The sequence below is a fragment of the Myxococcus sp. AB036A genome (assembly GCF_006547355.1).
Lineage (GTDB): Bacteria > Myxococcota > Myxococcia > Myxococcales > Myxococcaceae > Myxococcus > Myxococcus virescens.
This window is the reverse complement of record NZ_VHLC01000071.1, coordinates 21,430-45,092: the sequence shown is the minus strand read 5'-3', so window position 1 is coordinate 45,092 and position 23,663 is coordinate 21,430. Positions and strand designations below refer to the sequence as shown.

The 23,663-nt window shown below is 70.5% G+C and carries 16 protein-coding genes; 9 read left to right on the top strand and 7 right to left on the bottom strand.

What is annotated here, in order from left to right:
• Positions 1–61 precede the first annotated feature (61 nt).
• Positions 62–1,147 (bottom strand): polyprenyl synthetase family protein, encoded by a 1,086-nt coding sequence (locus tag FL344_RS25790; protein ID WP_141592924.1) that lies wholly within the window; start codon positions 1,145–1,147, stop codon positions 62–64.
• Between the two features lie 113 nt (positions 1,148–1,260).
• Between FL344_RS25790 and FL344_RS25785 the strand changes: the two genes are divergently transcribed.
• The 4 genes from FL344_RS25785 to FL344_RS25770 all read left to right on the top strand — a co-directional run bounded on the left by FL344_RS25785 (position 1,261) and on the right by FL344_RS25770 (position 4,555).
• Positions 1,261–1,824: a peroxiredoxin gene (locus tag FL344_RS25785; protein WP_194858570.1), complete on the top strand. Its 564-nt coding sequence runs from the start codon at positions 1,261–1,263 to the stop codon at positions 1,822–1,824.
• Complete coding sequence (locus FL344_RS25780; RefSeq protein ID WP_141620391.1) at positions 1,821–2,726, top strand: TIGR01777 family oxidoreductase; 906 nt, start codon at positions 1,821–1,823, stop codon at positions 2,724–2,726. Before FL344_RS25785 ends, FL344_RS25780 begins: the two co-directional genes overlap by 4 nt.
• Before the next feature lie 9 nt (positions 2,727–2,735).
• Entirely contained in the window at positions 2,736–3,821 is a 1,086-nt protein-coding gene (locus tag FL344_RS25775) for an alpha/beta hydrolase-fold protein (RefSeq protein WP_141620390.1), read from the top strand.
• Positions 3,822–3,961: 140 nt separating this feature from the next.
• The gene (locus FL344_RS25770) at positions 3,962–4,555 is read left to right on the top strand and encodes a hypothetical protein (RefSeq protein ID WP_228558352.1); all 594 of its coding nucleotides are present in this window, start codon (positions 3,962–3,964) and stop codon (positions 4,553–4,555) included.
• 208 nt (positions 4,556–4,763) lie between these two features.
• Here FL344_RS25770 and FL344_RS25765 read toward each other — a convergent pair whose 3' ends face one another.
• Positions 4,764–9,137, bottom strand: a complete 4,374-nt coding sequence (locus FL344_RS25765) for a chromosome condensation regulator RCC1 (RefSeq protein ID WP_228565373.1) — start codon at positions 9,135–9,137, stop codon at positions 4,764–4,766.
• Between the two features lie 310 nt (positions 9,138–9,447).
• Between FL344_RS25765 and FL344_RS25760 the strand changes: the two genes are divergently transcribed.
• Positions 9,448–10,845 carry a metallophosphoesterase gene (locus FL344_RS25760; RefSeq protein ID WP_141620388.1) on the top strand — a complete coding sequence of 466 codons (1,398 nt, stop codon included), beginning with the start codon at positions 9,448–9,450 and terminating at the stop codon, positions 10,843–10,845.
• A gap of 75 nt (positions 10,846–10,920) precedes the next feature.
• On the top strand, positions 10,921–11,526 hold the full coding sequence (locus tag FL344_RS25755) for a TetR/AcrR family transcriptional regulator (RefSeq protein ID WP_228565372.1): 606 nt from the start codon (positions 10,921–10,923) through the stop codon (positions 11,524–11,526).
• Positions 11,527–11,674: 148 nt separating this feature from the next.
• Here the strand turns inward: FL344_RS25755 and FL344_RS25750 are convergent, their stop codons facing one another.
• Positions 11,675–16,177: a lamin tail domain-containing protein gene (locus tag FL344_RS25750; RefSeq protein ID WP_194863253.1), complete on the bottom strand. Its 4,503-nt coding sequence runs from the start codon at positions 16,175–16,177 to the stop codon at positions 11,675–11,677.
• A 295-nt stretch (positions 16,178–16,472) separates the two neighbouring features.
• Between FL344_RS25750 and FL344_RS25745 the strand changes: the two genes are divergently transcribed.
• The gene (locus FL344_RS25745) at positions 16,473–17,324 is read left to right on the top strand and encodes a RimK family alpha-L-glutamate ligase (RefSeq protein WP_194863252.1); all 852 of its coding nucleotides are present in this window, start codon (positions 16,473–16,475) and stop codon (positions 17,322–17,324) included.
• 7 nt (positions 17,325–17,331) lie between these two features.
• Here the strand turns inward: FL344_RS25745 and FL344_RS25740 are convergent, their stop codons facing one another.
• Positions 17,332–18,756, bottom strand: coding sequence for an esterase family protein (locus FL344_RS25740; protein ID WP_141620385.1), 1,425 nt, complete (start codon positions 18,754–18,756; stop codon positions 17,332–17,334).
• Positions 18,757–18,981: 225 nt separating this feature from the next.
• On the opposite strand from FL344_RS25740, the gene FL344_RS25735 reads away from it, so the two are divergent.
• Positions 18,982–19,476, top strand: coding sequence for an FHA domain-containing protein (locus FL344_RS25735; RefSeq protein ID WP_228558354.1), 495 nt, complete (start codon positions 18,982–18,984; stop codon positions 19,474–19,476).
• A 43-nt stretch (positions 19,477–19,519) separates the two neighbouring features.
• On the opposite strand, the gene FL344_RS25730 is transcribed toward FL344_RS25735, so the two are convergent.
• The 3 genes from FL344_RS25730 to FL344_RS25720 all read right to left on the bottom strand — a co-directional run bounded on the left by FL344_RS25730 (position 19,520) and on the right by FL344_RS25720 (position 23,094).
• Positions 19,520–21,016 carry a serine/threonine-protein kinase gene (locus FL344_RS25730; RefSeq protein ID WP_141620383.1) on the bottom strand — a complete coding sequence of 499 codons (1,497 nt, stop codon included), beginning with the start codon at positions 21,014–21,016 and terminating at the stop codon, positions 19,520–19,522.
• A gap of 126 nt (positions 21,017–21,142) precedes the next feature.
• Complete coding sequence (locus tag FL344_RS25725) at positions 21,143–21,811, bottom strand: MopE-related protein (RefSeq protein ID WP_141620382.1); 669 nt, start codon at positions 21,809–21,811, stop codon at positions 21,143–21,145.
• A gap of 5 nt (positions 21,812–21,816) precedes the next feature.
• Complete coding sequence (locus FL344_RS25720; protein ID WP_141620381.1) at positions 21,817–23,094, bottom strand: hypothetical protein; 1,278 nt, start codon at positions 23,092–23,094, stop codon at positions 21,817–21,819.
• Between the two features lie 128 nt (positions 23,095–23,222).
• On the opposite strand from FL344_RS25720, the gene FL344_RS25715 reads away from it, so the two are divergent.
• Positions 23,223–23,663, top strand: coding sequence for a host attachment protein (locus FL344_RS25715; protein ID WP_140860638.1), 441 nt, complete (start codon positions 23,223–23,225; stop codon positions 23,661–23,663).

The following is a 23,663-nucleotide window of genomic DNA, read 5'->3' as shown; positions in this document are numbered from 1 at the left end:
GCCCACGCCCGCCCCCACCACCACGACGCGCCTGCCCTGTGTCGATGCACTCATGGCGTCCTCAGGCGGTGCGGTGGGCCAGCCGGGCGATGAGCGCGTCGAGCAGCTCTCTCACTCCGTTGGGATTGGGCAGCGACTGCAACGAGCGGCGGGCGGCCCGGGAGGCACGCACCACCATGCGCTCACATGCGGCCCGGCCTCCGCAGGACTCCACCAGCGCGCGGGCCCGCGCCAGCGCGGCGGCATCCTTCTGCTCCACCGGCAGCGCCCACAGCGCCTCCAGCTCCGTGCGCTCGGCCTCAGTGGCGCGCGCGAAGGCGGCCAGCACTGGAAAGGTTCGCTTGCCTTGGAGGAAGTCGCCGTCAGCGGCCTTGCCAGCGACGTTCGAATCACCAAAAAGGCCCAGCAAATCGTCCCGAAGCTGGTAGGCAAGACCGACGTGACGGCCCACGCGCTCCAACCCCTCCACCAAGCCGCTACTGGCACCGCCGAGCATGGCCCCGCACACCAGCGGGGCGCAGAAGCCGTAGCGCGCCGTCTTGAGATGCGCCACGCGCAGCGTCTGGAAGAGCGTCACCTCCGCCAGCGGCGCGCGGCCCAGGTCCAGGTCCAGGTACTGCCCGGCCGCCGTGTGACGGCACACGCCCAGGTAGTACTGCACCACGCCCGCGACGCACGTCAGCCCCGAGCCCAGCATGGCCTCCAGGGCCCGCGCGAAGAGGTGGTCTCCCACCACCACGGCCAGGTCCTCGCCCGCGCGTCCAGGCGCCAGCATCCGGTGCAGGGACGCGGCGCCCCGCCGCAGCTCCGCCTGATCCGCCACGTCGTCGTGGATGAGAAGGAAGGTGTGCAGCAGCTCCAGCCCCGCGGCGAAGCGCCACAACCCGGAGGGCACCACCGCGCTCCCACGCGCCAGGCAGTGGCCGGCCATCACCAGCGCGGGGCGGAGCCGCTTGGCGGGCCGCAGGGTATACGCCCGGGCCTGCGTCAGTGCCTGTGTCCAACGAACGTCCAGGCCGGCCTCGTCGGGAAGTTCGAACAACTCCGCCAGCGAGGTCTCCACCTCCGCCTGGACCAGTTGCAGCCAAGCCTGCTCCAGAGGAAGCAGGCCCGTCGGCGACTGCGCATCGGGAAGCGTGAGTGCCATGCTTCTTTCCTCCGAAGAACCCGTCCTTTGCTTCCTAGAGGTAGCGTTTGCGTCCAGAGCTTGTCAAGGGTATGTCTAAGGTTTGCGATAACCTTGTACACAGAGGTCCCCTCATGAAGGCGTGGATCGCAGGTGCGCTCTCCATCTCCCTGGCAGCGGGAAGCGCCCTGGGCGCGGCGCCGGCCCCGGAGCAGGTGGACGCGACGTTACGCACCTCCGCGGGAAAGGAGGTCCGGCTCTCCAAGTGGCGCGGAAAGCCGGTCATCCTTTTCTACGAGGACAAGGACTCGACCAAGCTCAACTCGACCCTGAAGAAGGAACTGTTCGCCCGGGGGCAGGAGCGCGGAATCCTGGATGCGGCCTGGGTGCTGGCGGTCGCAAACCTTCAGAATTTCGACTTTTTTCCGGCCCGGCAGATTGCCCTCTCCTTCGTCCGGGACGAGGAGAAGAAGGTGGGCGTGCCTATCCTGGTGGATATGGATGGAGCACTGGGAAAGGCGCCGTGGAAGCTGCCGCTGAAAACGTCCAACATCGTGCTGCTGGACGCCGAAGGGGCCCTGGTCTACCGGCACTCCGGCCGGATGAAGCCAGATGAGCTGAAGACCTTCTTCGCCGTCCTGAGCCGCCTGGTGGGCGTGGACCTGAACAGCCCGGCGCCCTCGGAGCCCTCCCCGTGAAGGTGGCCGTCACCGGCGCGACCGGCTTCCTGGGTCCAGGGCTTGTCCAAGGTTTGTTGGAGCGTGGACACCAGGTCCACGTCCTGGCCCGGAACGTTGAACAGGCCCTGGCCCGCCTGCCCACCGGTGTGACGGGAGCGCCCTTTACCGCCGGCTCGCCCCTGCCCCCGGAGGCGCTGGCGGACGCGGAGGCCGTCGTGCACCTGGCGGGCGAGCCGGTGGCCCAGCGCTGGACGCACGAAGGCAAGCACCGCATCCACGACAGCCGGGTGCTGGGCACGCGCGCGGTGGTGGCGGCGATGCGGGGCGCGGGGACGGTGCGGCGCTTCGTGTCGGTGTCCGCCATTGGCTACTACGGCGGCACGCGCGGCGCGGAGCCGCTGACGGAGGAGAGCCCTCCGGGTGACGACTTCCTGGCCCGCGTGTGCGTGGACTGGGAGGCGGAGGCGATGCAGGCGCGCGAGTCCAGCATCCCCACGGCGGTGGTGCGCATGGGCGTGGTGCTGCACCCGGAGGGGGGCGCCCTCCACAAGATGCTGCCCCCCTTCCGCGTGGGCGCGGGCGGCCCGGTGGGCAGCGGCGAGCAGTTCGTGAGCTGGGTGCACCGTGACGACGCCAGGGACTTGCTCCTCTTCCTGCTGGCCCATCCCCAGGTGGAGGGCATGGTGAACGCCACCGCGCCCACGCCGGTGACGAACGCCTTCTTCGCGCACACGCTGGGCCACGTGCTGGGCCGGCCGTCCGTGGTGCGGATGCCCGCGTTCATGCTCAAGGCGGCGCTGGGGGAGATGGCGAAGGTGGTGCTGGAGGGCCAGCGCGTGCTGCCCCAGCGCGCCCAGGAGGCGGGCTTCGTGTTCCGGTACCCGGAGTTGGAGGGCGCGCTGCGCGACCTGCTGGCCTAGGGTGCGCGGATGGACGCGAAGACACTGGAGGCGCGGGCCCGCGCCGAGGGAACGCCCGTCATCGAATCGGACACCGCCACCTTCGTGTGGCGAGGCCGGGGCCCCATCTGCCTCCAAGGTGACTTCCAGGACTGGCGCGGCAAGCCGCTGCCCTTCAAGCGCGTGGCGCCCGGACTGTGGGCTCGCACGCTGACGCTGCCCGCGGATGCCTACGTCGAATACGCGCTGGAGGACCCGCGCGGCCAGCGCGTGGAGGACCCGCTCAACCGCCACCCTTCCGACAACGGCTTTGGCGGCATCAACCACTCGTTCCACATGCCCCAGGCCCGCTCGTCCCTGCCCGCCCGGCACCCGCGCGGCGCGCCTCGGGGCCGCGTCACCCGGCACGTGGTGGACACAGGAGACGTGGACCTGCCGGGCCAGCGCCGGGTGTACCTGTACGCGCCGCCCACGGACGCGCCGGTGCCCTTGGTGGTGGTGTACGACGGCGAGGACTACCTGCGCCGCGTCCGCCTTCCGGAGCTGGTGGACACCCTGGTGGCCGAAGGCCGCATGCGCCCGGTGGCCCTGGCGCTCGTGTGCCATGGCGGTGAGACACGCAGCATGGAGTACGCCTGCAGCGAGTACACGGTGGGGCTGTTGAAGTGGAAGGTGCTGCCGCTGGCGCGCCAGAAGCTGTCGCTGGTGGACGAGCGGCGCAGCCCCGGTGCCCACGCGGTGCTGGGGGCCTCGCTGGGCGGGTTGATGGCGCTCTACACCGGCCTGCGCATGCCGGACGTCTTCGGCCGGGTGCTGTCGCAGTCCGGGGCCTTCACGGTGGAGGGCCATGACTTCGTCGTCTTCGACCTGGCGCGGCCTCCACCCCGCCGCCCGCTGGACATCTGGCTGGACTGCGGCCGCTTTGAAGGCTTGCTGGAGGGCAACCGCCGCATCGCTCCCGTACTCTCAGAAGCCGGGCATCAGGTGGAACTCCGGGAGTACAGCGGTGGGCACAACTACCCTGCGTGGCGTGAGGACCTGGTACACGGCCTGGAGCGCCACTTCCCTCCCCTGCCCGCCAAACGCCGGGAGTCATTGCGTTTTTCCGGGCGATGACGCGGGCGCGCCCGCCCTGCGGGGACACTCCGGCGGACGCACGTTAGAGGTGGGACGCAACTGGAGACACACCGCGCCCGATAACCTACATGGGAATTCCCGGAGCTCTGTCCGCGCCGGGCCCCATCCCTGGAGCCCCCATGTCTCGCATTGATGGTGGTAACCGCCCGTCCTCGCCCAAGGGCCCGGCGCACGAGCGCGCCAGCGCTCCGGAGCAGCGGCCGGCCTCCGGCACCGCCACCCAGGGGGCGAAGGGCGTCCAGGCGCACCGCACGGTGCAGACGTTCCAGGGCCGCAGCGACTTCGAGCCCGACCGGCGCCCCGCCCAGCGCGGCGTGACGGCGCCGCCTCCGGACGCCACCGCCATCGCGGGTGCCGACGCGGAGCTGGAGCTGCTCTCCGAGTTTCCCGACCAGGCGGATGCCCAGGGCGGGCTCGCCTCCGCCATGCTGCACGCGCACGCGAACGAGCCCGCCTCGCAGGCCCGCATCGTCGAGCGCCTGAAGCAGGACGGCCGCCTGGAGTCGCTCTTCGGCGAGGTGTTCCGCGAGGGCAATCCCTACGTCGAGCAGCCGCACCGCAACGCCGTCGTGCGCGCGCTGGGGACCGCCCTGGCGCGGGGCACGGTGACGTCCGATGACCTGCGCGCCTTCGCTCGCGGCGCCTACGCGCAGGAGTGGCGGCAGATCGGCTCCGAGCTGACGACGCCCCGCCCGCTCACGGAGAAGCCTTAGCGCACGCGCCGGATGCACCCATGAAAGCTCTTCGTCGACGCACCCCCGGCGCGGGCCGCAGGAAAACCATCAGCCGACGCTCCCGCTCGGCCCGGCGCGCGCATGGCACATACCGGGCCCGGCTCAGGACGCGCCCGCCCAAGAAGTACCGGGTGCGGCTGCGGACCGCCCGCCGCACCCTCTGACTGAACAGGCCCTGATGCCCGGCTCAGGGCAGCGCCACTTGCCCGGGTGACGAGCGGTGCCCCGTGGCGCCCAGGCCCAACGAGCCGTAGAGGCTGGAGCCCCAGCTCAGCACCGTGCCGTCGCGCTTCATGGCCAGGGAGAAATCCGCCCCGCCCGACACCACGGTGACGTCCGACAGCTCCCGCACGCGCTGGGGCTCCGTCCGGTTCGTGTTGTCCCCCAGCCCCAACTGGCCGTGCGAGTTGCGTCCCCACGTCCACACCGTGCCCTTGAGCGCCGCGGCGAACGTGTGGCGAGCCCCCGCGCCCACGGCGGACACCGAGGACAGGTTCGGCACCGGCCGGGGAACCAGGCGCATCCGCGTGCCGCTGGCGCCGTCCCCCAACTGACCGAACGCGTTGTCGCCCCACGTCCACACGGTGCCGTCGCCCCGCAGCGCCACCGTGTGCGTCGCGCCCGCGCGCACGTCCACCACGCCGTCCACGCCCTTCACCACCACGCGCGAATAGCGGGTGGTGCCGGTGCCGTCTCCCAACTGGCCCGACGCGTTGTTGCCCCACGCGGACAGGGTGCCGTCCGAGTGCAGCGCCAGCGAGTAGTGGTCTCCGCCCGCCACGGCCACCACGCCCTCCAGCCCCTCCACCCGGGTGGGCAGGGAGCGCGACTCCGCGGTGCCGTCACCCAGTTGGCCGAACGCGTTGTAGCCCCACGTCCACACCGAGCCATCCGAGCGCACCGCCAGCGCGTGGTAGCCCCCCGAGCCAATGGCCACCACGTCCCCCAGCCCTGCCACCTGCACCGGCCTGGTGCGCGGAGTGGACGTGCCATCCCCGAGCTGACCGAAGCCATTGGCGCCCCACGCCCAGACGGTGCCGTCACTGCGCAGCGCCAGCGAGTGCCAGGCGCCCGAGGACACGGCCACCACGCTCGCCAATCCATACACCGTCAAGGGCACCGCGCGGCGCGTGGTGGTGCCGTCTCCCAGTTGGCCGAACGTGTTGTCGCCCCACGTCTGCACGGTGCCGTCCGACATCAGCACCACCGCGTGCTGGCCCCAGGCGCGCACGGTGCGCACGGGCGGGCGGATTTTCGGCCCTTCGATTTTCACCGCCATCGGCGTCAACTGCGGGCCCGTCTTCCCATCACCGAGCTGGCCGTACTCGTTGCTTCCCCAGGCGCGGGCGGTACCGTCCAGCAGCACGGCCACGGTGAACTGCTCTCCCGCGGCCACCGCCTCCACGCCTCGCAGCTCCGGCACCTGCCGGGGCCACATCCCCGTCGGCGAGGACGAGCCATCCCCCAACTGCCCCAGCGTGTTGTCGCCCCACGTCCACACCGTGCCGTCGGTGCTCAGCGCCACCACGTGGTGGGCCCCCGCGGACATGGCGCGGATGCCCTTCAAGGTGGTCACCTGATTTGGCACGCTCCGCGCGAGGTTGGTGCCATCGCCCAGTTGGCCGGACGGGTTCGTGCCCCAGGCCCACGCGGTGCCGTCGTCGCGCACCGCCACCGAGAAGGCACGTCCGGCCGCCACGGACGCCACGCGCTCCAGCCCCTTCACGCGCACCGGCGTCAGGCTCGGTACGGTGCCACCATCTCCCAGTTGGCCCGAGCCATTCGCGCCCCAGGCCCACAGCGCGCCGTCCTCGCCCACCGCCAGGGCGTGCGTTTCGCCCAGGGCCACGGCCACCACGTTGGAGAGGTACTTGAGGTGGGTCGGCAGGGGGCGGTCCGTGAGGGTGCCGTCACCCAGTTGGCCGCTGGCGTTGCCGCCCCAGCTCCACACGGAGCCATCCGCGCGCAGCGCCACCGACGCGTCTCCACCCGCCGCCAGCGCCACCACGCCCCGAAGCCCCTCCACCAGCCCCGGCGTCACGCGCGGGGTGGTGGTGCCATCGCCCAGTTGCCCCCGCCCGTTCGCGCCCCAGGCCCAGACGGTGCCGTCACACGCCAGCGCCAGCGAGTGCTGTACGCCACTGGCGACAGAGCGGACACAGGGCACGCCGAGCACGGACACCGGACCCGTGCGGAGGGTGGAGGTGCCGTCGCCCAGTTGGCCCGAACCATTCTCGCCCCAGGCCATCACCGTGCCATCGGCGCGCACCATCAGCGTGTGCGCGCGGCCGACGGCCAACCGGTCCACGCGGCCAATGCCACGCACCTGCACTGGCACGGCGCTCCAACCCGCGGCACCCAGGCCCAGTTGGCCGAAGCGGTTGTAGCCCCACCCGCGCAACGTCCCATCCGCGTGCAGCGCGAGCACGTGCAGGTGGCTGGGGTGGAGCGCCTGGATGCCAGTCAGGCCGGGGATGAGTGCGGGCCGCACGCGCGAGGTGAGCGTTCCGTCTCCGAGCTGGCCGTAACCGTTGTAGCCCCACGCGCGCACCGTGCCATCGCCTTGCAACGCCATGGAGTGGGAGCGGCCACCGCTGACGGCGGTGATGCCCTGCAGCCCCGGCACCTGCACCGGACGGAAGCGGTCCGCCCAGGAGCCGTCCCCGAGCTGCCCTTCCCCGTTGTCGCCCCATGCCCACACCGTGCCGTCGCCGCGCACGGCCAGCGCATGCGCGGAGCCCGCCGCCACGCGGGTGACGTTCGCCAGTCCCTCCACGCGCACCGGACTCAGTCGCTGCACGCCACCGCCGTCCCCCAGCTGTCCCTCGAAGCCCTCGCCCCACGTCCACACCGTGCCGTCGGACTGCAGGGCCATGGAGAAGTACGAACCGGCGGCCACCGCCACCACCGCACCGAGCCCCGACACGCGCACCGGCGTCAACCGGTCCACCGTCGTGCCGTCCCCCAGCTGTCCCAGCGCGTTGTAGCCCCAGGCCCACACGCTGCCGTCGCTGCGCAGCGCCAGGACGTGACTGCCGCCCGCGGCCACCGCCGTCACCGACGTCAGGCCCGACACCGCGACGGGCCGGGCGCGGTCGCGCGTGGTGCCATCCCCCAACTGTCCGGCGGCGTTGCGCCCCCATGCCCAGACCGTCCCATCCATGCCCACGGCGAGCGAATGGTGGGCGGCCGAGGCGACACTGCGAACGCCGCCGAGCCCCTCCACGCGCACCGCGGCGTGGCGCTCGGCCGTGCTGCCATCACCCAGTTGCCCATAGGTGTTGCGGCCCCAGGCCCAGACGGAGCCATCCCCCAGCGCGGCCAGGGAGTGGAAGCTGCCCGTCGCCATCGACGTCACGCCCGCCAGGCGCATCACCGGCGCGGGCACCACGTGGCGCTCGGAGCCGCCGTGGCCCAGCTGGCCCGACATGCCTCCGCCCCAGGCCCAGAGCGTGCCGTCTTTTCGCAAGGCCAGCGCGTGCTGCGCGCCGCCCACCACCGAGGCCACCGCATTCAGCCCCGGCACCGGTCCCGGCGTGGCGCGGTCGGTGGTGTCTCCATCGCCCAGTTGGCCGGAGCCATTGGCCCCCCACGCGAACACGTCGCCCGTGTCGAGCAGCGCCAGCGAATCCGAGTCCATGGAAGCCACGGCCTTCACCCGCTCAAGCTCCGGCACCTGCATGGGAACGGCGCGGTCATTCCACGTGCCATCCCCGAGCTGTCCGGAGGCATTGCTGCCCCACGTCCACACGCCGCCGTCCTTGGCCAGCGCCAGCGCGTGGTAGGTGCCCGCCGTCACCTCGGTGATGCCGCTGAGCTCGGAGACCTTCACGGGAGACAGGCGCTGGGTGAAGGTACCGTCGCCCAGTTGGCCGGAGCCGTTGGAGCCCCACGCGCGCACCGTGCCGTCCTCCAGTACGGCCAGGGTGAAGTCGAAGCCCGCGGCGAGCGCGACCACGCCCTGCAACCCGGGAACCCGCTCGGGCGTGAGCCCCGGCTGCGTGTGTCCCCGGCCGAGCTGTCCGTGGAAGTTCGTCCCCCACGCCCACACCGTGCCGTCCTCGCGCAGCGCCAACGAGTGGAAGTCTCCGGCGGCCACCGCCACCACGCTGTCCAGGCCGGCCACCCGCATCGGCGTCGCGCGATCAGTGGTGGTGCCATCACCGAGCTGCCCGGAGCTGTTGCCGCCCCACGTCCACACCGAGCCATCCGCGCCCAGTGCAAGCGAGTGGGCGTCTCCGGACACCACCGACACGATGTCCCCCAGCGCCGCCAGCCGCACTGGCGCCAGTCCCTGGAGGGACGTCTCCGCCCCGCCAAGCTGGCCGGAGCCATTGCCGCCCCAGGCCCACACGTCGCCTCCGGGTGACAGATACAGCGAGTGCTGGGCACCCGCGGCGATGCGCATCGGCGGGGCCGTGACGACCACGCGCTGGGTGCGCGTGGCGTGTGGCGTCTCCGGCATGGCGAGCTCCCCCGAGGGCTCGCAGCCAACCATCAGCAAGGCGCTCAACAGGCACGTCAACAGGCGGCGCGTTCCCGCCATCAGGTCAGGGGGCATGGGGGTCTCCTCGAGGAGGTGGTGCATGCGCGTCAGCCAGGCGGTTCGCCGTTACACACGCGGCAACCCTTCAGTGGCTTTCGGGCAGGCCGGTGTATACGGCCAACACGCTGTCACTTGTATCGCGAGAACGGCTCAGGCGCTCTCTTGGCTGCATGCTGCAATCGCATGCGACGTGGGTTCGGGTCGCGATTGCCCCAGCTGCGAACACCCCACGCGGATTGATGCGATGTCCGTGTACGAGGTGTTCACACTTCTTCACGCGGATTGCATTGTAGCGCGTCGCGCACGGGTCAGGATGGCGCACTGCATGGACACCGCGCGCTTCATCCTCTTCGCCCTCGTCACCGGCATCGCCACGGTCGCCGTCCACGTCTACCTGTACCGGCGCCTCTTCGCGGCCACGTCGGAGCACCGCGCATGGCGGCGCGTGGGCATGAGCGTCATGACGGTGCTGGGCACACTGCTGGTGCTGTCGTGGTCCGTGACGCGCTTCCTTCCCATGGACTCCACCTTCGCCGTGGCCACGGCGGTGTGGACGTGGATGGGCATGGCCATCTACCTGATGCTCGCGCTCGGAGTGTTGGGCGCGGCGCGCAAGGTGGCGGCACGGAGGTGGGGTTCGCGCGGCGAGACGGCGGTGGTGGAGCTGCGCGGTGGCGAGTCGGCCTCGGTGTCCCATGCACATGCGGTGGGTGGCTCGGCACAGGGTGGCGGCACGCTGGCGGCGACGGGCACGGAGTCCGTGTCAGTGACTCCGAAAGCCCTGGCGACCAGTGGACACGGCGCGGCGGCGACGCACGCCGAAGCTCCTCCGGTGGCGATGACGGAAAGGCCCGGCGGCGCCACGTCCGAGGCTCCATCACCGGTGGATGTGGAACGCCGACGCTTCCTTGCTCGGGCGACAGCCGGCGGAGCAGTGCTGGCCGCGGGTGGCGTGACGGGCTTCGGGATGTGGAGCGCCTTCCATCCGCCCGTGGTGAACGAGGTGGCGGTGAAGCTGCCGGGGCTGCCCAAGTCGCTGGATGGCTTCAGCATTGTCCACTTGAGTGACATCCACGTGGGCCCGGTCATCCGGCGCCGCTTCATGGACGAGCTGGTGCGCCGCTGCAACGCATTGCGCCCCGACCTGGTGTGCATCACGGGCGACCTGGTGGACGGACACGTCGCATCGCTGGCCCCAGCGGTCTCTGCGCTGTCCGAGCTGAAGTCACGCCACGGCACCTACTTCGTCACGGGAAACCACGAGTACTACTGGAGCGACGCTGCCTGGGCTGAAGCGCTGGAGCGTATGAATGTGCATGTTCTGCGCAACCGTCACGTGCGCATTGGCGACACGGCCGCGTCATTCGACCTGGTGGGTGTGGACGACTGGTCGGCGGGCAAGATGGGGTTTTCGCAAGGCTATGACTTGGCGGCGGCGACGGCGGGCCGGGATGTCGAACGGGCCTCGGTGCTGCTCGCGCATCAGCCGTCGAACTGGAAGGTGGCGGCGCGGGAGGGAATGGGCTTGCAGCTCTCCGGACACACGCATGGGGGACAGTTCTTCCCCTTCACGCTGGCGGTCTCCGCCATCTGGGAGCACGACGCGGGCTTGTTTCACGAAGGAGACCGGCACCTGTATGTCAGCCGGGGAACAGGCTTCTGGGGTCCGCCGCTCCGCGTCGGAGCGCCGCCGGAGATCGTCCGGGTGACACTCCTGGCGTGATGCATAGATTCGGCGGGTATGGCCAGGGAACCCGCCCAACGAGAGCTGAAACAAGAGCGTGCTGCGCGCACGCGCATGGACATTCTGGAAGCGGCCATCCACCTCTTCGCGAAGCGAGGCTTCCTCGCCACGACGATGGCGGACCTATCCCGCGCCATCCGGATGACGCCCGGAGCGCTGTACTGGCACTTCCCCACCAAGGAAGACCTGCTGCTGGCTGCGATTGAAGAGTTGCACCAGCGCTGTCTGAGAGCCTTTCAACTGCCTGGAGACGACCGCGAGCTTCCGGCGCGGGAGCAATTCCAAGCCATCTGCGAGCGGACACACCTCCTCCTTCGCGAGCACCGCGAATACGGAATCTTCTTCGCGATGCTCGCAGCCGAGGCCGCCGACTCCAATGACCAGGTAGCGGAGGCCATCCGAGACAAGCTGGCCCTCTACGCGACGACGCTGGAGCGCCTCATCCGTCACGGGCAGCAGTTGGGGGAGTTCCGGCAGGACGTGGACGCACTCGCCGCCGCGCACAGCCTCCTGGGCGGGCTCCTGGGCATGCTCGTGCACCAGAACCTCTTCCGCGCCTCCGTGGATTACGACCCGCTGTACCGCGCCGTCATGCTGATACACCAAGCGGGACTCGTGCAGACCACAGGCTTCGACTGCGTCAATGCCAGCCAGTCCTGACATCTCTGACGCGGCAATGCCAGCCAGTGCCCGGGCACATGCCCAGCTCAAAATGAAACGGGCGGAACCCCATCTCAGGGTTCCGCCCGCTTGAAACCTTACGGAGACAGGGCCGGCACTTCAGCCCTGTCCCCTTGATGCCTGGCGGCTACGGCTGCTCCGCCGGGCTCTGCGAATTCTGCGGCTGACGCGCGGTGCGGACAATGAAGTCGCTCCCGTTGTCGTCCATGTCATGGCCGTTGCCAGCCAGGGCATCGGCGCCGCCCTCCGCCATGGTCTCCGCAGTGGAGTTCGGACGCGCCTTGCGCTCGAGGCTGCCACCCGCGCCCGGGTGGGCGGGGGCCGCGCTGCCTTCGGGCTGGTTCGCAGTGCCGTAGCCCACCTTGTCCACCGTGTTTGGGTCATCCAGGCTGTCCGCCTTGAGGTTCGGGCCGATGCGGACATGGCCGCCACCCGACGCCGAGGCCGACATGTCGAAGGGGTATCCCACGTCCTTCGTGACCGTCCCGGTGTAGCCCGAGTTGTGCGCGAGGAGCAGGTAGCCGTAGGCCTTGATGACCGTGCCGTCCGGGATGTCCACCGAACCGGAGTAGTTCGACGTGCTCGCCGCGCTCTTGTACTGGACCTTCCAGCCGTTCAGCGTGATGTCCGCGCCCGTCGGGTTGTACAGCTCGATGAACTCATCGTTCTGAGCCGTCGCGCCGCGCGCGGAGATTTCACTGATGACGATATGGCCGACGGCGGGCCGGTCCGCGATGGTGATGTCCACCCCGCGGGTGACGCCCGCGTAGGACGCAATCAGCCGCCCCTGGGCGTCCTCGTCGCCCGCGGTGAACGTCACGGTGCCCGTCGTCTGGCCTTCCGCGATGCTCACCGTCGAGCTCGACAGCTCGCCCATGCCCGTGGCCGGCTCCAGCGCCACGTCCACCGTGATGCCACCCGCAGGAGCCCGACGGTCCAGCGCCACCGTGAAGACCTGCTGCGTGCCGAAGTAGACGGTGGCCACCGACGGCGTCACCGCGCTGAGCGCGGGCGGAGGCGGAAGCACCGTGAGCTCGGTGGTCTGGGTGATGCCGTACAGCGAGGCGTACACCGTGCCCGTGCCCTCGCCCTGCGCGTCCGCCGTGAAGGTGAAGGTCACCTCCGTGGCGCCCGCCGGAATCGTGGCCGAGGCCGGCACCGTGCCGTAGTTCTGCACGCCCGCCCCCGGCACCACCGCCAGCTCGACAACCGTGTCCTGCGCGGCCGGACGGTCCACCGTCAGGGTGAACGTCTGCGTCCCGCCCGCCGGAATCGTCACCGCCGAGGACGGCGACAGGGCCGTCAGCCGCGGCGCATTCTGGTCCAGCGTCACGGTGCCGCTCGCGCTGCTCGCGCCGATGCTCGCCGTCACCGTGCCGGGCTCGGTGGCCGTGGCCGCCGCGTCCGTGATGAAGGAGAACACCGCCTCCGTGGCGTTCTCCGTCACGGTGAGCGTGCCGTTCGCCGGAACGAAGGTGCCGAAGCCCGTCGCCGGATTCACGCTCAGCGCCACGGTGGCGTTGGCGGGCGCCGGACGGTCCAGCTGCACGGTGAAGACCACCTCGCCGCCGGGCACCATCGTCACGTCACCCGGGGTGACGCCTACCACCTCGGGCTGCTCGTCGGCCCCCAGCACCCGGATGGTGGCCGTCTGCGCGGAGCCGCCCAGCGTGGCCGTCAGCGTCACGCTCTGCGCGGGCGCCACCGCGTTCACCTGCACCGTCGCGGACGTCTGACCCGCGGGGATGGTGATGCGGCCGTCCTGCACGCTCAGCGCGCTCTCGTTGGAGGAGGTGATGACGACGTCGAGCGCCTCCGCGTAGGCGGACGACAGCGTCAGCGTCAGCGCCTGCGGGAAGGTGTTCACCGGGCCCGTGCCACCCACGCGCGCATAGCCGTTCGGACCGAAGCCCGTCAGCGACGGCGGCGGCAGCGGCATGTCCGCCTGGAAGCGCGGCACCAGCTTGGAGTCATTGAAGTTGTACGTCAGCACGCCGCGCAGCGCGCCGAAGCGCGTGCCAATGGACGGGACCGGGAAGGCATAGGCCTGGTCGTCAATCATCAGACCCGGCTGACCGGCGTCACCCGCCTCGTTCACCAGGAACTGGCCGAACTCGTCCACCCCCGTGTTGACCGCCACGTCGCGGACCTCCACGAGCACGCCTTCCAGCGCGGCGGCACGCGGGCCACCGGTGCGGATGTCGGCCGTCGTGACCACCACCGGCGCGGGAACCTCGTTGCCGGAGCTGCGCTTGACGTACTTGACCTCGGTCAGCTCGGGCAGGCCGAAGTAGACGGTCAGCACGCCCGTGGTGATGTCGATGCGATCACCCGCGGCGAGGTCGCCCTTGGGCGAGTACACGTAGAGACCGGAGTTATCCACGCTCGTGCCCGAAGGCAGCGGATACGTCTGCACCCAGTAGCCCTGGGAGCTCGCGCCGCCCTTCACCACACCGGTGACGACGACGTCCAGGATGGACACCGGCTTGCCCACCAGCGGCAGGCTGCCGCCCACGGGCGTCTTCAGCTCGTGAATGGTGGCGGGGCAGCCCAGGTCGCCCGGGTTCGGAACGCTGGAGCACGCGTCACACGCATCACCCTTGCCGTCGCCGTCCGCGTCCGCCTGGTCCGGGTTGGCAACGAACGGGCAGTTGTCCTGCCACGTCACGATGCCGTCGTGGTCATCGTCGCCCACGGTGAACGACGTGCAGGCGTCACCCGCCTCCAGCGGGCAGGGGTCGCACGCGTCGCCAATCCCGTCGCCATCCGAGTCCGCCTGCTTGCCATTGTCCATGGGGCGGATGGGGTTGAAGATGGCAGGGCAGTTGTCGACGGAGTCCACCAGCCCGTCCCCGTCCTTGTCCGCGGCGCGAACCTCACCGGTGTAGCTGGTGGAGTTGTTCACGACGGCCGGCCAGCGCGAATCCAGCGAGGCACGGCGGGGCGAGCACGTCGGCTCGTTCTCCGGCGTACCGCACGCGAACAGCGGGTACTTCGCCGTGGCGCCCGACGTCAGCGCCGCCAAGTTCTTGCCAATCTCGGACTGGAGGCAGACTTCCTTCGAGGCGCCGCACACGTCCAGCGTGTCGCAGGTGTCCGCGCCGCGGAGCCCGGCCATCAGCGCCTGGTCACCGTAGAGCGCCTTGCCACCCCGCATCGTGAGCACCACGTGCTCGGGGTTCGAGGTGATGACCGCGCGGTGCGGCGAGCGGGTGAAGGTCCGCAGCTGGAAGATGGCCAGGTCAGCCACCTTGCCCTCGGCGATGCGGCCCGTCTTCTCGAACGTGTCCACCAGGTCCGACGCGTTCGACGTCACCATGCGCCAGAGGTCCTGGTCGCTGAAGGTCCGCGCGTAGTGCGAAGTGTTGAGGTAGTCCGCGCACTGGAGCTCGCGCAGCAGGTTCATGGAACCGGAGCGCAGCCAGTCGGTGCCCAGCGCGATGGTGACGCCCTGGTTCTTGTAGGCCGACACCATGGCCGTGTCGCCGTACAGCGAGATGTTCGAGCGGGGCGACCAGATGAGGCCGGTGCCGTTCTCCGCCATGACGCGGATTTCCTTCGCCGTCAGGCCGATGCCGTGGATGACGGCGGTGCGCGGCTGCATCACGTTGTTCGGGCCCGTGGACAGGCAGAGGAACTCGTTCTGCGCCGCGGCGGAGATGCCCTCGGAGACGTGCGGCAGGTACGCGGCCGAACGCGGCAGCGAGCTCGTCGTCGGCATCGAGCCGTAACCACAGCCCGACGCAATCATGTTGCCGCTGGTGTCACCCAGCGGGAAGGTGTCGGAGTTCACCACACCCTCGCCCAGACCCTCCTGGAGCGCGGTGTTGTTCACGTCCACGTTGCGCAGCAGACCGGCCTGGCCACCCGCGCCCGCCATGGAGGTGGCGCCCGCCATCATCTGCCGCAGCTCGCCCCAGCGAACGTTGTCCGCGGCGCTGGCCGCGGGGCTGTTGATGCGCGTGTGGCCGTTGCGGCCCGTGCGCCACTCGTGGCGGTGCTCGTAGCGCTCCTCGGTGCCGACGTACGGCTCCATCGGATACGTGATGTGCTCGTGCGGATTCACCAGGCCCGGGGAGATGACACCACCGGGGCAGGACACCTGCGTGGCCTCGGCGGCGCCCGCCGTGGCGGAGCAGTCACAGGCGGCGCACTGGATGATGCCCTGTGCATCCACCAGCACCTGGCCGCCCACCAGCGTCTCGCCGTCCTTCAGCACCACGCCCGTGAAGAGGCGCGCGGCGGAGCCCTGCTGCGTCACCGCGCAGGTGGCGCCGTCGGGAAGCGCGGGCGCGTTGGCCGCGGGGCATTGGGTCAGCGTCAGCGAGCAGTCCGCCTGACAGCCATCACCGTCCGCCGTGTTGCCGTCGTCACAGACCTCTTCGCCTTCCAGCTGGCCGTTGCCACATACCGCGGCCGGCGCGGGCGTCCGCGTACAGTCGGACTCACAGCCGTCGCCGTCCACCTTGTTGCCATCGTCGCACTGCTCGCCCTGCTCCACGGTGTTGTTGCCGCAGACCGCTTGCGGGTTGCAGCTCGCACCCTCACAGCCAGGCTCGTCGCCGCATCCGGCGTGGAAGAGGAGGACCGCGCCTAGCGCGGCGAGTAATAAACGTGGGGACATTCGCATCTCGTGGGTCTCCCGGCGGAGCCGGCCGGAGGGAAGGTGACAGGTCCTTGGCACGCGAAGAGCGTACCCCTTGAAACATTTCAGCGACACCTGACCGCACAGGTCCAGTTCCCAAGCATCCGCGCACGCGAATGTGCCGTGGAGTACGCCGCTCACCTCACCTCAAGTACGGGGTGTTCAACGCCTACCTGTCGGACTGGCCCGCACCCTGCCCTTGACGCACCGCGAGGGCCCTGCGCGCAGGTGCCGCACGCGCTACAAGCCGCCGCACGTTTCAACACCGGGAGCCCACGTCATGGACGTCGCTGTCCTCACCTTCGAAGGCTTGCCTCAACTCGATGCCTTTGACGCATCGCTGCTGCCCGCGCTCGCGGCCCTGGGCGTGGAGGCCCGGCCCGTCGTCTGGGATGACCCGGCCATGGACTGGAAGACGGTGCGGCTGGCCCTGGTGCGCAACACGTGGGACAGCCACCTGCGCCGCGACGCCTTCGTCGCCTGGGCGGACAAGGTGGGCCGCCTCACGCAGCTCCACAATCCCGCGCCCGTGCTGCGCTGGAACACGCACAAGCACTACCTGCGCGAGCTGGAGGAGAAGGGCGTGTTGGTGACGCCCACCACCTGGGTGCGCAGGGGCGACACGCTCGATGTGGGCGAGCTGGCGCGCAGGCACGGCTGGGACGCGGTGGTGCTCAAGCCCGCCGTGTCCGCGGGAGCGCTCAAGACGCACGTCTTCCCGCGCGCGGAGGCCCACGCCGCCACCGCCCGGCTGGCCGAGCTGACCTGCGAGGGCGACGTCATGGTGCAGCCCTACCTCACCGCCTTCGAAACGGAGGGCGAGCGCAGCTACGTCTTCTTCGACGGCGTCCTCAGCCACGCGGTGCGCCGGCCCCCCACGCGGCTGGACGCGCCGCGCGGCTTCTCCGAGCCCACCGCCTTCACGCCCGAGGACGCAGCCGAGCTGCGGCTGGCGGAGTCCGTGCTGGAAGCGGTGGGCCGCCCCCTGCTCTACGCCCGCGTGGACGTGGCCACCGACAACGCGGGCCAGTCGCGGCTGCAAGAGCTGGAGGCCACAGAGCCGCGCCTGTTCCTGTCGCTCGACGCGGGGGCCGCGGACCGGCTGGCCCGCGCCATCGTCGCGAAGCTGTGAGGCCGGACTACAGGCCGCACACCGCCGGGGCCGCGTTGCGGAAGTGGCACAGCAGCTTCGGCAAGCGCCGCTTCCAGAAGGCCCAGTCGTGCTCGGCGCCGGGCTCGTTCCAGTGGGCCACGCCGTAGCCGCGGCCGCGCAGCGCCTCCACGAACTGCAGGTTGGACTGGCAGTCGTCCCCACCCTCCTCGCCGTCCCGCGTGCAGCCCGCCACGGGCGAGCCGTGGTCCACGTAGAAGCGCACCGGCACCACCGGCTCCTGGCTCGCGCGGACAATCATCGCGTTGCCGTCGTCGCGGTCCACCACGCCGTCATGGGGCCAGAACAGCGTGCCGGACTGGGAGCCCACGAAGCCGAACGTCTCCGGCATCTGGAAGCCCGCGTACACGGAGATGAGGCCGCCCAGCGACGCGCCGGCGATGCCCGTCTCCTGCGGGCCCGTCTTCACGCGGAAGGACGCCTCCACGCGCGGCATCAGGTCGTCGCGGATGAAGGCCAGGTAGTCATCCCCGCGCGGCGTGGGCCAGCCCGGCGCGCGCGCGGGCGGGAAGGTGTACTGCGCCAGACGCACGGACTGGTCCGGCAGCGCCACGAAGACGAGCACCGCCGAGTCCGCCGGCCGCGCCGCGTAGTGCGTGTCCGCCGCTTCCGCGAAGGACTCGCGCGTCAGGCTCTCGTTGCCGTCGTGGAGGTACATCACCGGCAGGGACGGGCACTCCGGCCCGTCATACGCCGCCGGCATGTAGACGAAGACGTCGCGCGCATCCCCCAACACCGTGGCGGGCACGCCGTACCACGCGGTGAGCCGGCCCTTCGCGGCGTCCTGGAGCTCTGGGTAGATGAGCGAGTTGAACTGCCCTACGTCGTGCCGGTTGAAGTCGTCCCACGCGACGTGGCGCGCGCCCGGGTCCGCGATGAAGTCGCCGTCCTTCACCAGCTTGTAGGGCTGCGGGCCGGTGCGCGGCACCTCCACCTCCGCCACGTACAGGTCGGTGTCCCGCACCTGCACCAGCGGCGTGGCCGTGGCGGACCAGCCGTTGAAGTCGCCGGCGACGAAGGTGTCCCGGCCCGCCTCGCCTCGCACGAAGAAGGCCACGCGAGGACGACCCGCGTTGACGTCACTCACCAGGGGCCGGCCGCCCTGCTCCTCCACCTCCGCCACGAAGCGGTCGATGGCCTCCGTGCGCTGCGCGGAGGACGTGGCGCGGCTCATCTCCAGTTGCAGCCGGGTGAGCAGCCTCATGGGCGCGTTGTGCACCGTCGTGCTCCGCTGGCAGGCCCAGGGCTCCTGGGTGCCCGCGTCCGGGCGCGTGCCCGCGTCCGGGTACGTCTCCGTGGAGGGAGGCGGCGGCGTGGGAGGCGGTGGGGAATCGTCTTCACAAGCCGCCAGCACGACGGCGGCGCAGAACACGGCGGCGAGCAGGCGACGCATCGAATCTTCCAGGAGGCGGGAATGCCTTGTCCGGGGGACAGGAGGCGGTCGCGGGTGTACTACAGGGGTCGGCCCGGGCGCGAGTGGGGCATCCCACCCGCATCTGGCCATTCGTTGACATCCCATGGCCCCCCACGCGCACCTTCTCGGGCCGCGACGGGGGAGGAAGGTTATTCAACCCGCATGGCTCGCGCACTGCTGCTCTCGCTGCTCGTGAGGCAGCACATGGCTCTCAAAGAGAAGTTTCGCGCCAAGTACCCACACCCGTGGCTGGTGTGGGAGGCGGGCGCTTGGAATGTCCCCGAAGTGGTGGAGGGCAACGTGGCCGCCACGCGGCTGCCGCTGACGGACCTGCGGGACTGCCTGCCCGCCGGAGATGCCCTGTGCTTCGAACTGGTGGGCCAGACGGACGGCAGCCCGCTGCGGCTGGGCCGGGCATCGAACAATGCGCTGGTCGTCAATGACGCCACCGTGTCGCGCGAGCAGTTCCACCTGTCCCCCACCCTGGAAGGACGCTGGACGGTGACGCGCGTGGCCGCTTCCCGGACGGTGACGCTGGGCGGCACGGCCCTGGAGCCGGAGCAGCCCACCGTGCTCCAGCCCGGCGTGCAGCTTCACGTGGGCGACGTGCGTCTCACCTTCCACGAGGCGGAGGACTTCGACGAGCGCATTGGCCGCATCGCCGCCCAGGTGCTCGCCCAGACGGCGCCGCCCCGCTGAGTGGGCGCAGGCCCCGCCTCCCAGGGCGGGGCCACCGCGACACCTAGTGCGCGACAGGGCGCTCGCGGCTCTTCTTGCCTGTGTCGCGCTGCGTCCCGGCTGCGGGCTTCTGCCGGGGCGAAGGCAGCGCCTTCACCAGCGGCACCTCCAACTCGGCGTGCTTGTCCAGGTCCACCATCCGCTCCAGCGGGGCATAGCCGGCCAGCTCCACACGCAGGCGCAGCGGCGCGGACTCACCGGACACCTGCTTCACCAGCGGCGTCACGCCCAGCAGCTCGCCCGTGTCCAGGCGCAGCACCTGCGCGCCCTCCGGGAAGGAGCGCACCGTGAGCGTGACGGGCGGAAGCAGTTGGGGCGCGGCGGCGGGCCGGCCCACGACTTCGGCCACCTGGGCCACTGGGGCCTCAGCAGGGGCGGGCTCCGGCTCCGGCTGCATGCCGGACCAGGTGACCACCGCGGCCACCACCACCAACGCCGCCGTCCCCACAGACACCACCGCCCGGCGGTGCCAGCGCCCCGTCACCGCCACCCGCACCTTGTGCGTGGGCCGCTCGGAGGCCTCCAGCGCCAGCTCGGCGGGCGCGGGCGTCAGCGCCTGGGCGGACGCGGGCAACAGGAGGAGCGCCGTCGTCACCTCCGCCAGGCTCTGCGGCCGGGCCTCGGGCTCCTTCGACAGGCAGCGCATCACCAGCTCCGCAAGCTGCGGCGGCACGGGCTCGCCGGACGGCAGGTGCGAGGGCAACGGCGGCGGCGGCTGGGTGATGATCTGCACCACCAGATGGCCGAAGGCCGGCGCCTGGAAGGGCGGCTTGCCGGAGATGAGTTCGTAGAGGATGTTGCCCACCGCGTAGATGTCGGAGCGCGCATCCACCGGAAGGCCCGCGGCCTGCTCCGGCGCCATGTACGCGGGCGTCCCGATGATGGTGCCGTCCACCGTCCCGGTGGTGCCCCCCTCGGCGGTGAGCAGCTTCGCCACACCGAAGTCCAACACCTTCACGAAGTCCGGCTGGCCCGCGCGGTGGATGACGAAGAGGTTGTCCGGCTTCACGTCCCGGTGCACCACGCCCACCTGATGGGCCGCACCGAGCGCCGCGCACACCTGCACCACGAAGCGCTGGATGCGCGCCAGCGTCAGCGGCTCCGCCTGCGCCAGTGAGCTCAGGCTCTGTCCGCGCAGCAGCTCCATCACGCAGTAGACGTGCCCGCCCGTCGCGCTCTCGTCGACGAAGTCGAAAATCTCCACGATGTGCTCGTGGTTGATTTGATTGACGGTGCGGGCCTCCTGGAAGAAGCGCCGCACGAAGCCGCCGTCCCGCGCGTGCTCCGGCCGCAGGACCTTGAGCGCCACCTGGCGCCCCAGCCGCGTGTGCCGCGCCTGGAACACCCGGCCCATGGACCCTTCGCCCAGGAGCTGCTCCAGCTGGTAGTTCCCCAGCGTGGAGCCCTCCTGGAGTTCGTCACTGGCTCGGGGCTCCGCGTCACTCACGGGGGCCTCGGCACTGGACTGCACGGTCTGCATGAAGGCGTCATCGGAGCCCATGATGAGAAGAAATTTCCATGTCCGAGGCAAACAGCAACCCTGGATCTGCACTCTGTCTTCCCAGGGACGCCACCCACCCTCGGTGAGTGCGGGATGGCGGACATTGACGCACGGGAGCCGATTTCATCACAGACAGACTCCGTTCGCCTGGCAGCGCGGATAATCGTTTTCGTCATTCGACCTGAGAGGCCCGCACTGTGTATTCGTGGGGCAGTCCACACGGTCCTGGCAGTCCGTGAAGCCGTCCCCGTCGTCGTCCTGGCCGTTGGCGCAGTCCCGCTCCTGACGGCGCACACACTCGCCATTCACGCAGTCCTGGAGGAAGGAACAATCGTTGTTGCAGGCGCCGCAGTGGCCCGGGTCCGTCTTCAGGTCGAAGTCCTCGTCCGCTGTCCCGTCGCAGTCATCATCCAGGCCATTGCAGATTTCAGTGCCGGGCAGCACCTGCCCCACACACGCGATGCTCGTCTCCCGGGTACAGATGGACTCACCGGCGTGACAGAGACCCACGTCGCGTGTGCCTTCCGGCCCCGTATAGCAGGCGGTCTCCAGGTTATCGACCAGGCCGTCGCAGTCGTCGTCCAGGCCGTTGCAGACCTCCGCGGGGTCCGGCAGGCAGCAGTACCGCGGCCCGTTGTCCGGCAGAGACGTGCAGACGTAGCCGTCACCGCCGCAGTCAGCGGTCTCCGTGCACGTGTAGGGCACGTCGTCCGGGAAATTCACCGTACAGCCCACCGCGCCCGCGACGAGCAACAGGCCACACCACACGCGCAGCCGGGATTCGAAGGTCTTCATAGGCTCTAGAAACTCCCGCCGACCATGATGTGCAGGGACGTGGAGGCGCCACCGCCGCTTCCGGGCGCCACGGACGTCGATGCGGGCGCGCTGCGCGCGGGCACCAGCACCAGCCACGCCACGCTGCCCGCCGTCACCGCGCCTCCGCCCACCAGCAGCGCCGTGGCCAGATTGGCCTGGGACTGCGCGTCCAGCCGCTCCTTGCGAGTGACGTCGAACATGCCGTCCCCATCCGCGTCGCCCCCGCGCTTCTCCACGTCCTTGGCGGCCATGCCCATCACCACACCCGCCCCCACCGCGGCCAGTCCCACCAGCGCGGTGTAGAGCGCGGGCCGCTTGAAGAGGGACTTGCGAGGCGCCTTCTGGGAAGACGCCACGCCGACCACGGAATCATCGGGAGGTCCATCCGGCGCCGGACCGGAAATCTCCAGCATGACGTCCACGGTCTCGCGCGCGCCGGGCATGAGGTCCAGGGTGCGCGTCTGGGTGCCGTACTCGTCCGCGGACACCTCCACCACCACCGCGCCGGGCGCCTGGCGCACCTCCACGCTGCCCACGCCCACGATGCGCTCGCCCACCTTCACCACCGACTGCGGCACGTTGACGTTCACCGTCAGCATCGCGCGCGGCCGGGCCAACGCCGCCAGGCGCTTGGACAGCATCGCGGCGGCTTCGTTCACGAAGTCCTCGTCGCGCGGGCTGCGCCCCGTCACGAAGTCCTCGTGCACCACGCGGAGGTCCCTGTCGTAGGTCCACGTCCGCAGCGTCCAGCCCGCATCCTCCAAAGACAGACGCGCGGTGGTCAGCAGGTCCGCGTCCAGCAACTCCGCGGGCTCGGCGAAGCACGCGGCCTCCGCGCAGCGCACCGCCGCGTCGTGGCCCTCCGCCAGCCGCTCACGCGTCTCCACCAGGTCCGACGCCTGCGCCACCATGGCGGAGGACAGCGCCCCGCGCGCCAGGGCCTCCAACCAGTTCGACGCCTGCTGCGCACCCGCGCGCTCCGTCGCGTACAGCCCCACCAACGCGAAGCGAGGCAGGAGGTCCGCGTTGGGGTTGCTGGGACGCAGGTCCAACCCCATGTCCATTCCCTGCTGCTCGGCGGGGGCGTCCGAGGTGAGGTCCAGGCCCAGCCCACCCTGTTCCTGAGCCCACGAGGGAGCAGCCAGCAGCGCGAGCGCCAGCAGGGCAGTGACGGGAGCAACGGAAATACGCATGGCTCCCTCTTGTATCGCGACGCTCCGCGCAACGGAATGCGGCGCCCGGGGCGCCCCCAGTCCCCGCAAAACCCGTCAACGATGCGCGGCCTGGCTGCCTGCCCTGCGCTCGGCGTGCGTGCGGCTCGTCTGGGGAAGCTTGCCTTGGCCCGGAGGGGTCCGCATCTCCCACTCTATAGCGCAAGGAGACGCACGACATGGCGAATGGGACGCTCTGGATTCTGGTGGGGAACGCAAGCCGGGCCCGCCTCTTCGCGACGGACGCGAAGGCGGAAGAGGACTGGCGGCTGGTGGAGGAGTTCCACCACGACGAGAGTCGGGCCCGTCAGGCAGAGCTGATTGAGCAGGCGGACAACCCCAATGCCGGCACCCTGCACGGCCCGCCGGCGGAGAACGAGCCCAATGGACGAAGGGAGCTGGAGCACGACCGCTTCGCCCGCGAGCTGTCCGTGTTCCTGGACAAGGCGCATGACCGGCACGACTTCGACAAGCTGGTCATCGCGGCGCCGCCGGGATTCCTGGGGAGGATTCGCCGCTTGCTGAGCGCCCGGGTCCGGCAGCGCGTCCTCCTGGACGTGGACTCGGACTACTCCAACGTCCCGGCGAAGGAGCTGCCCAACCGAGTGCCTGTCATCTGA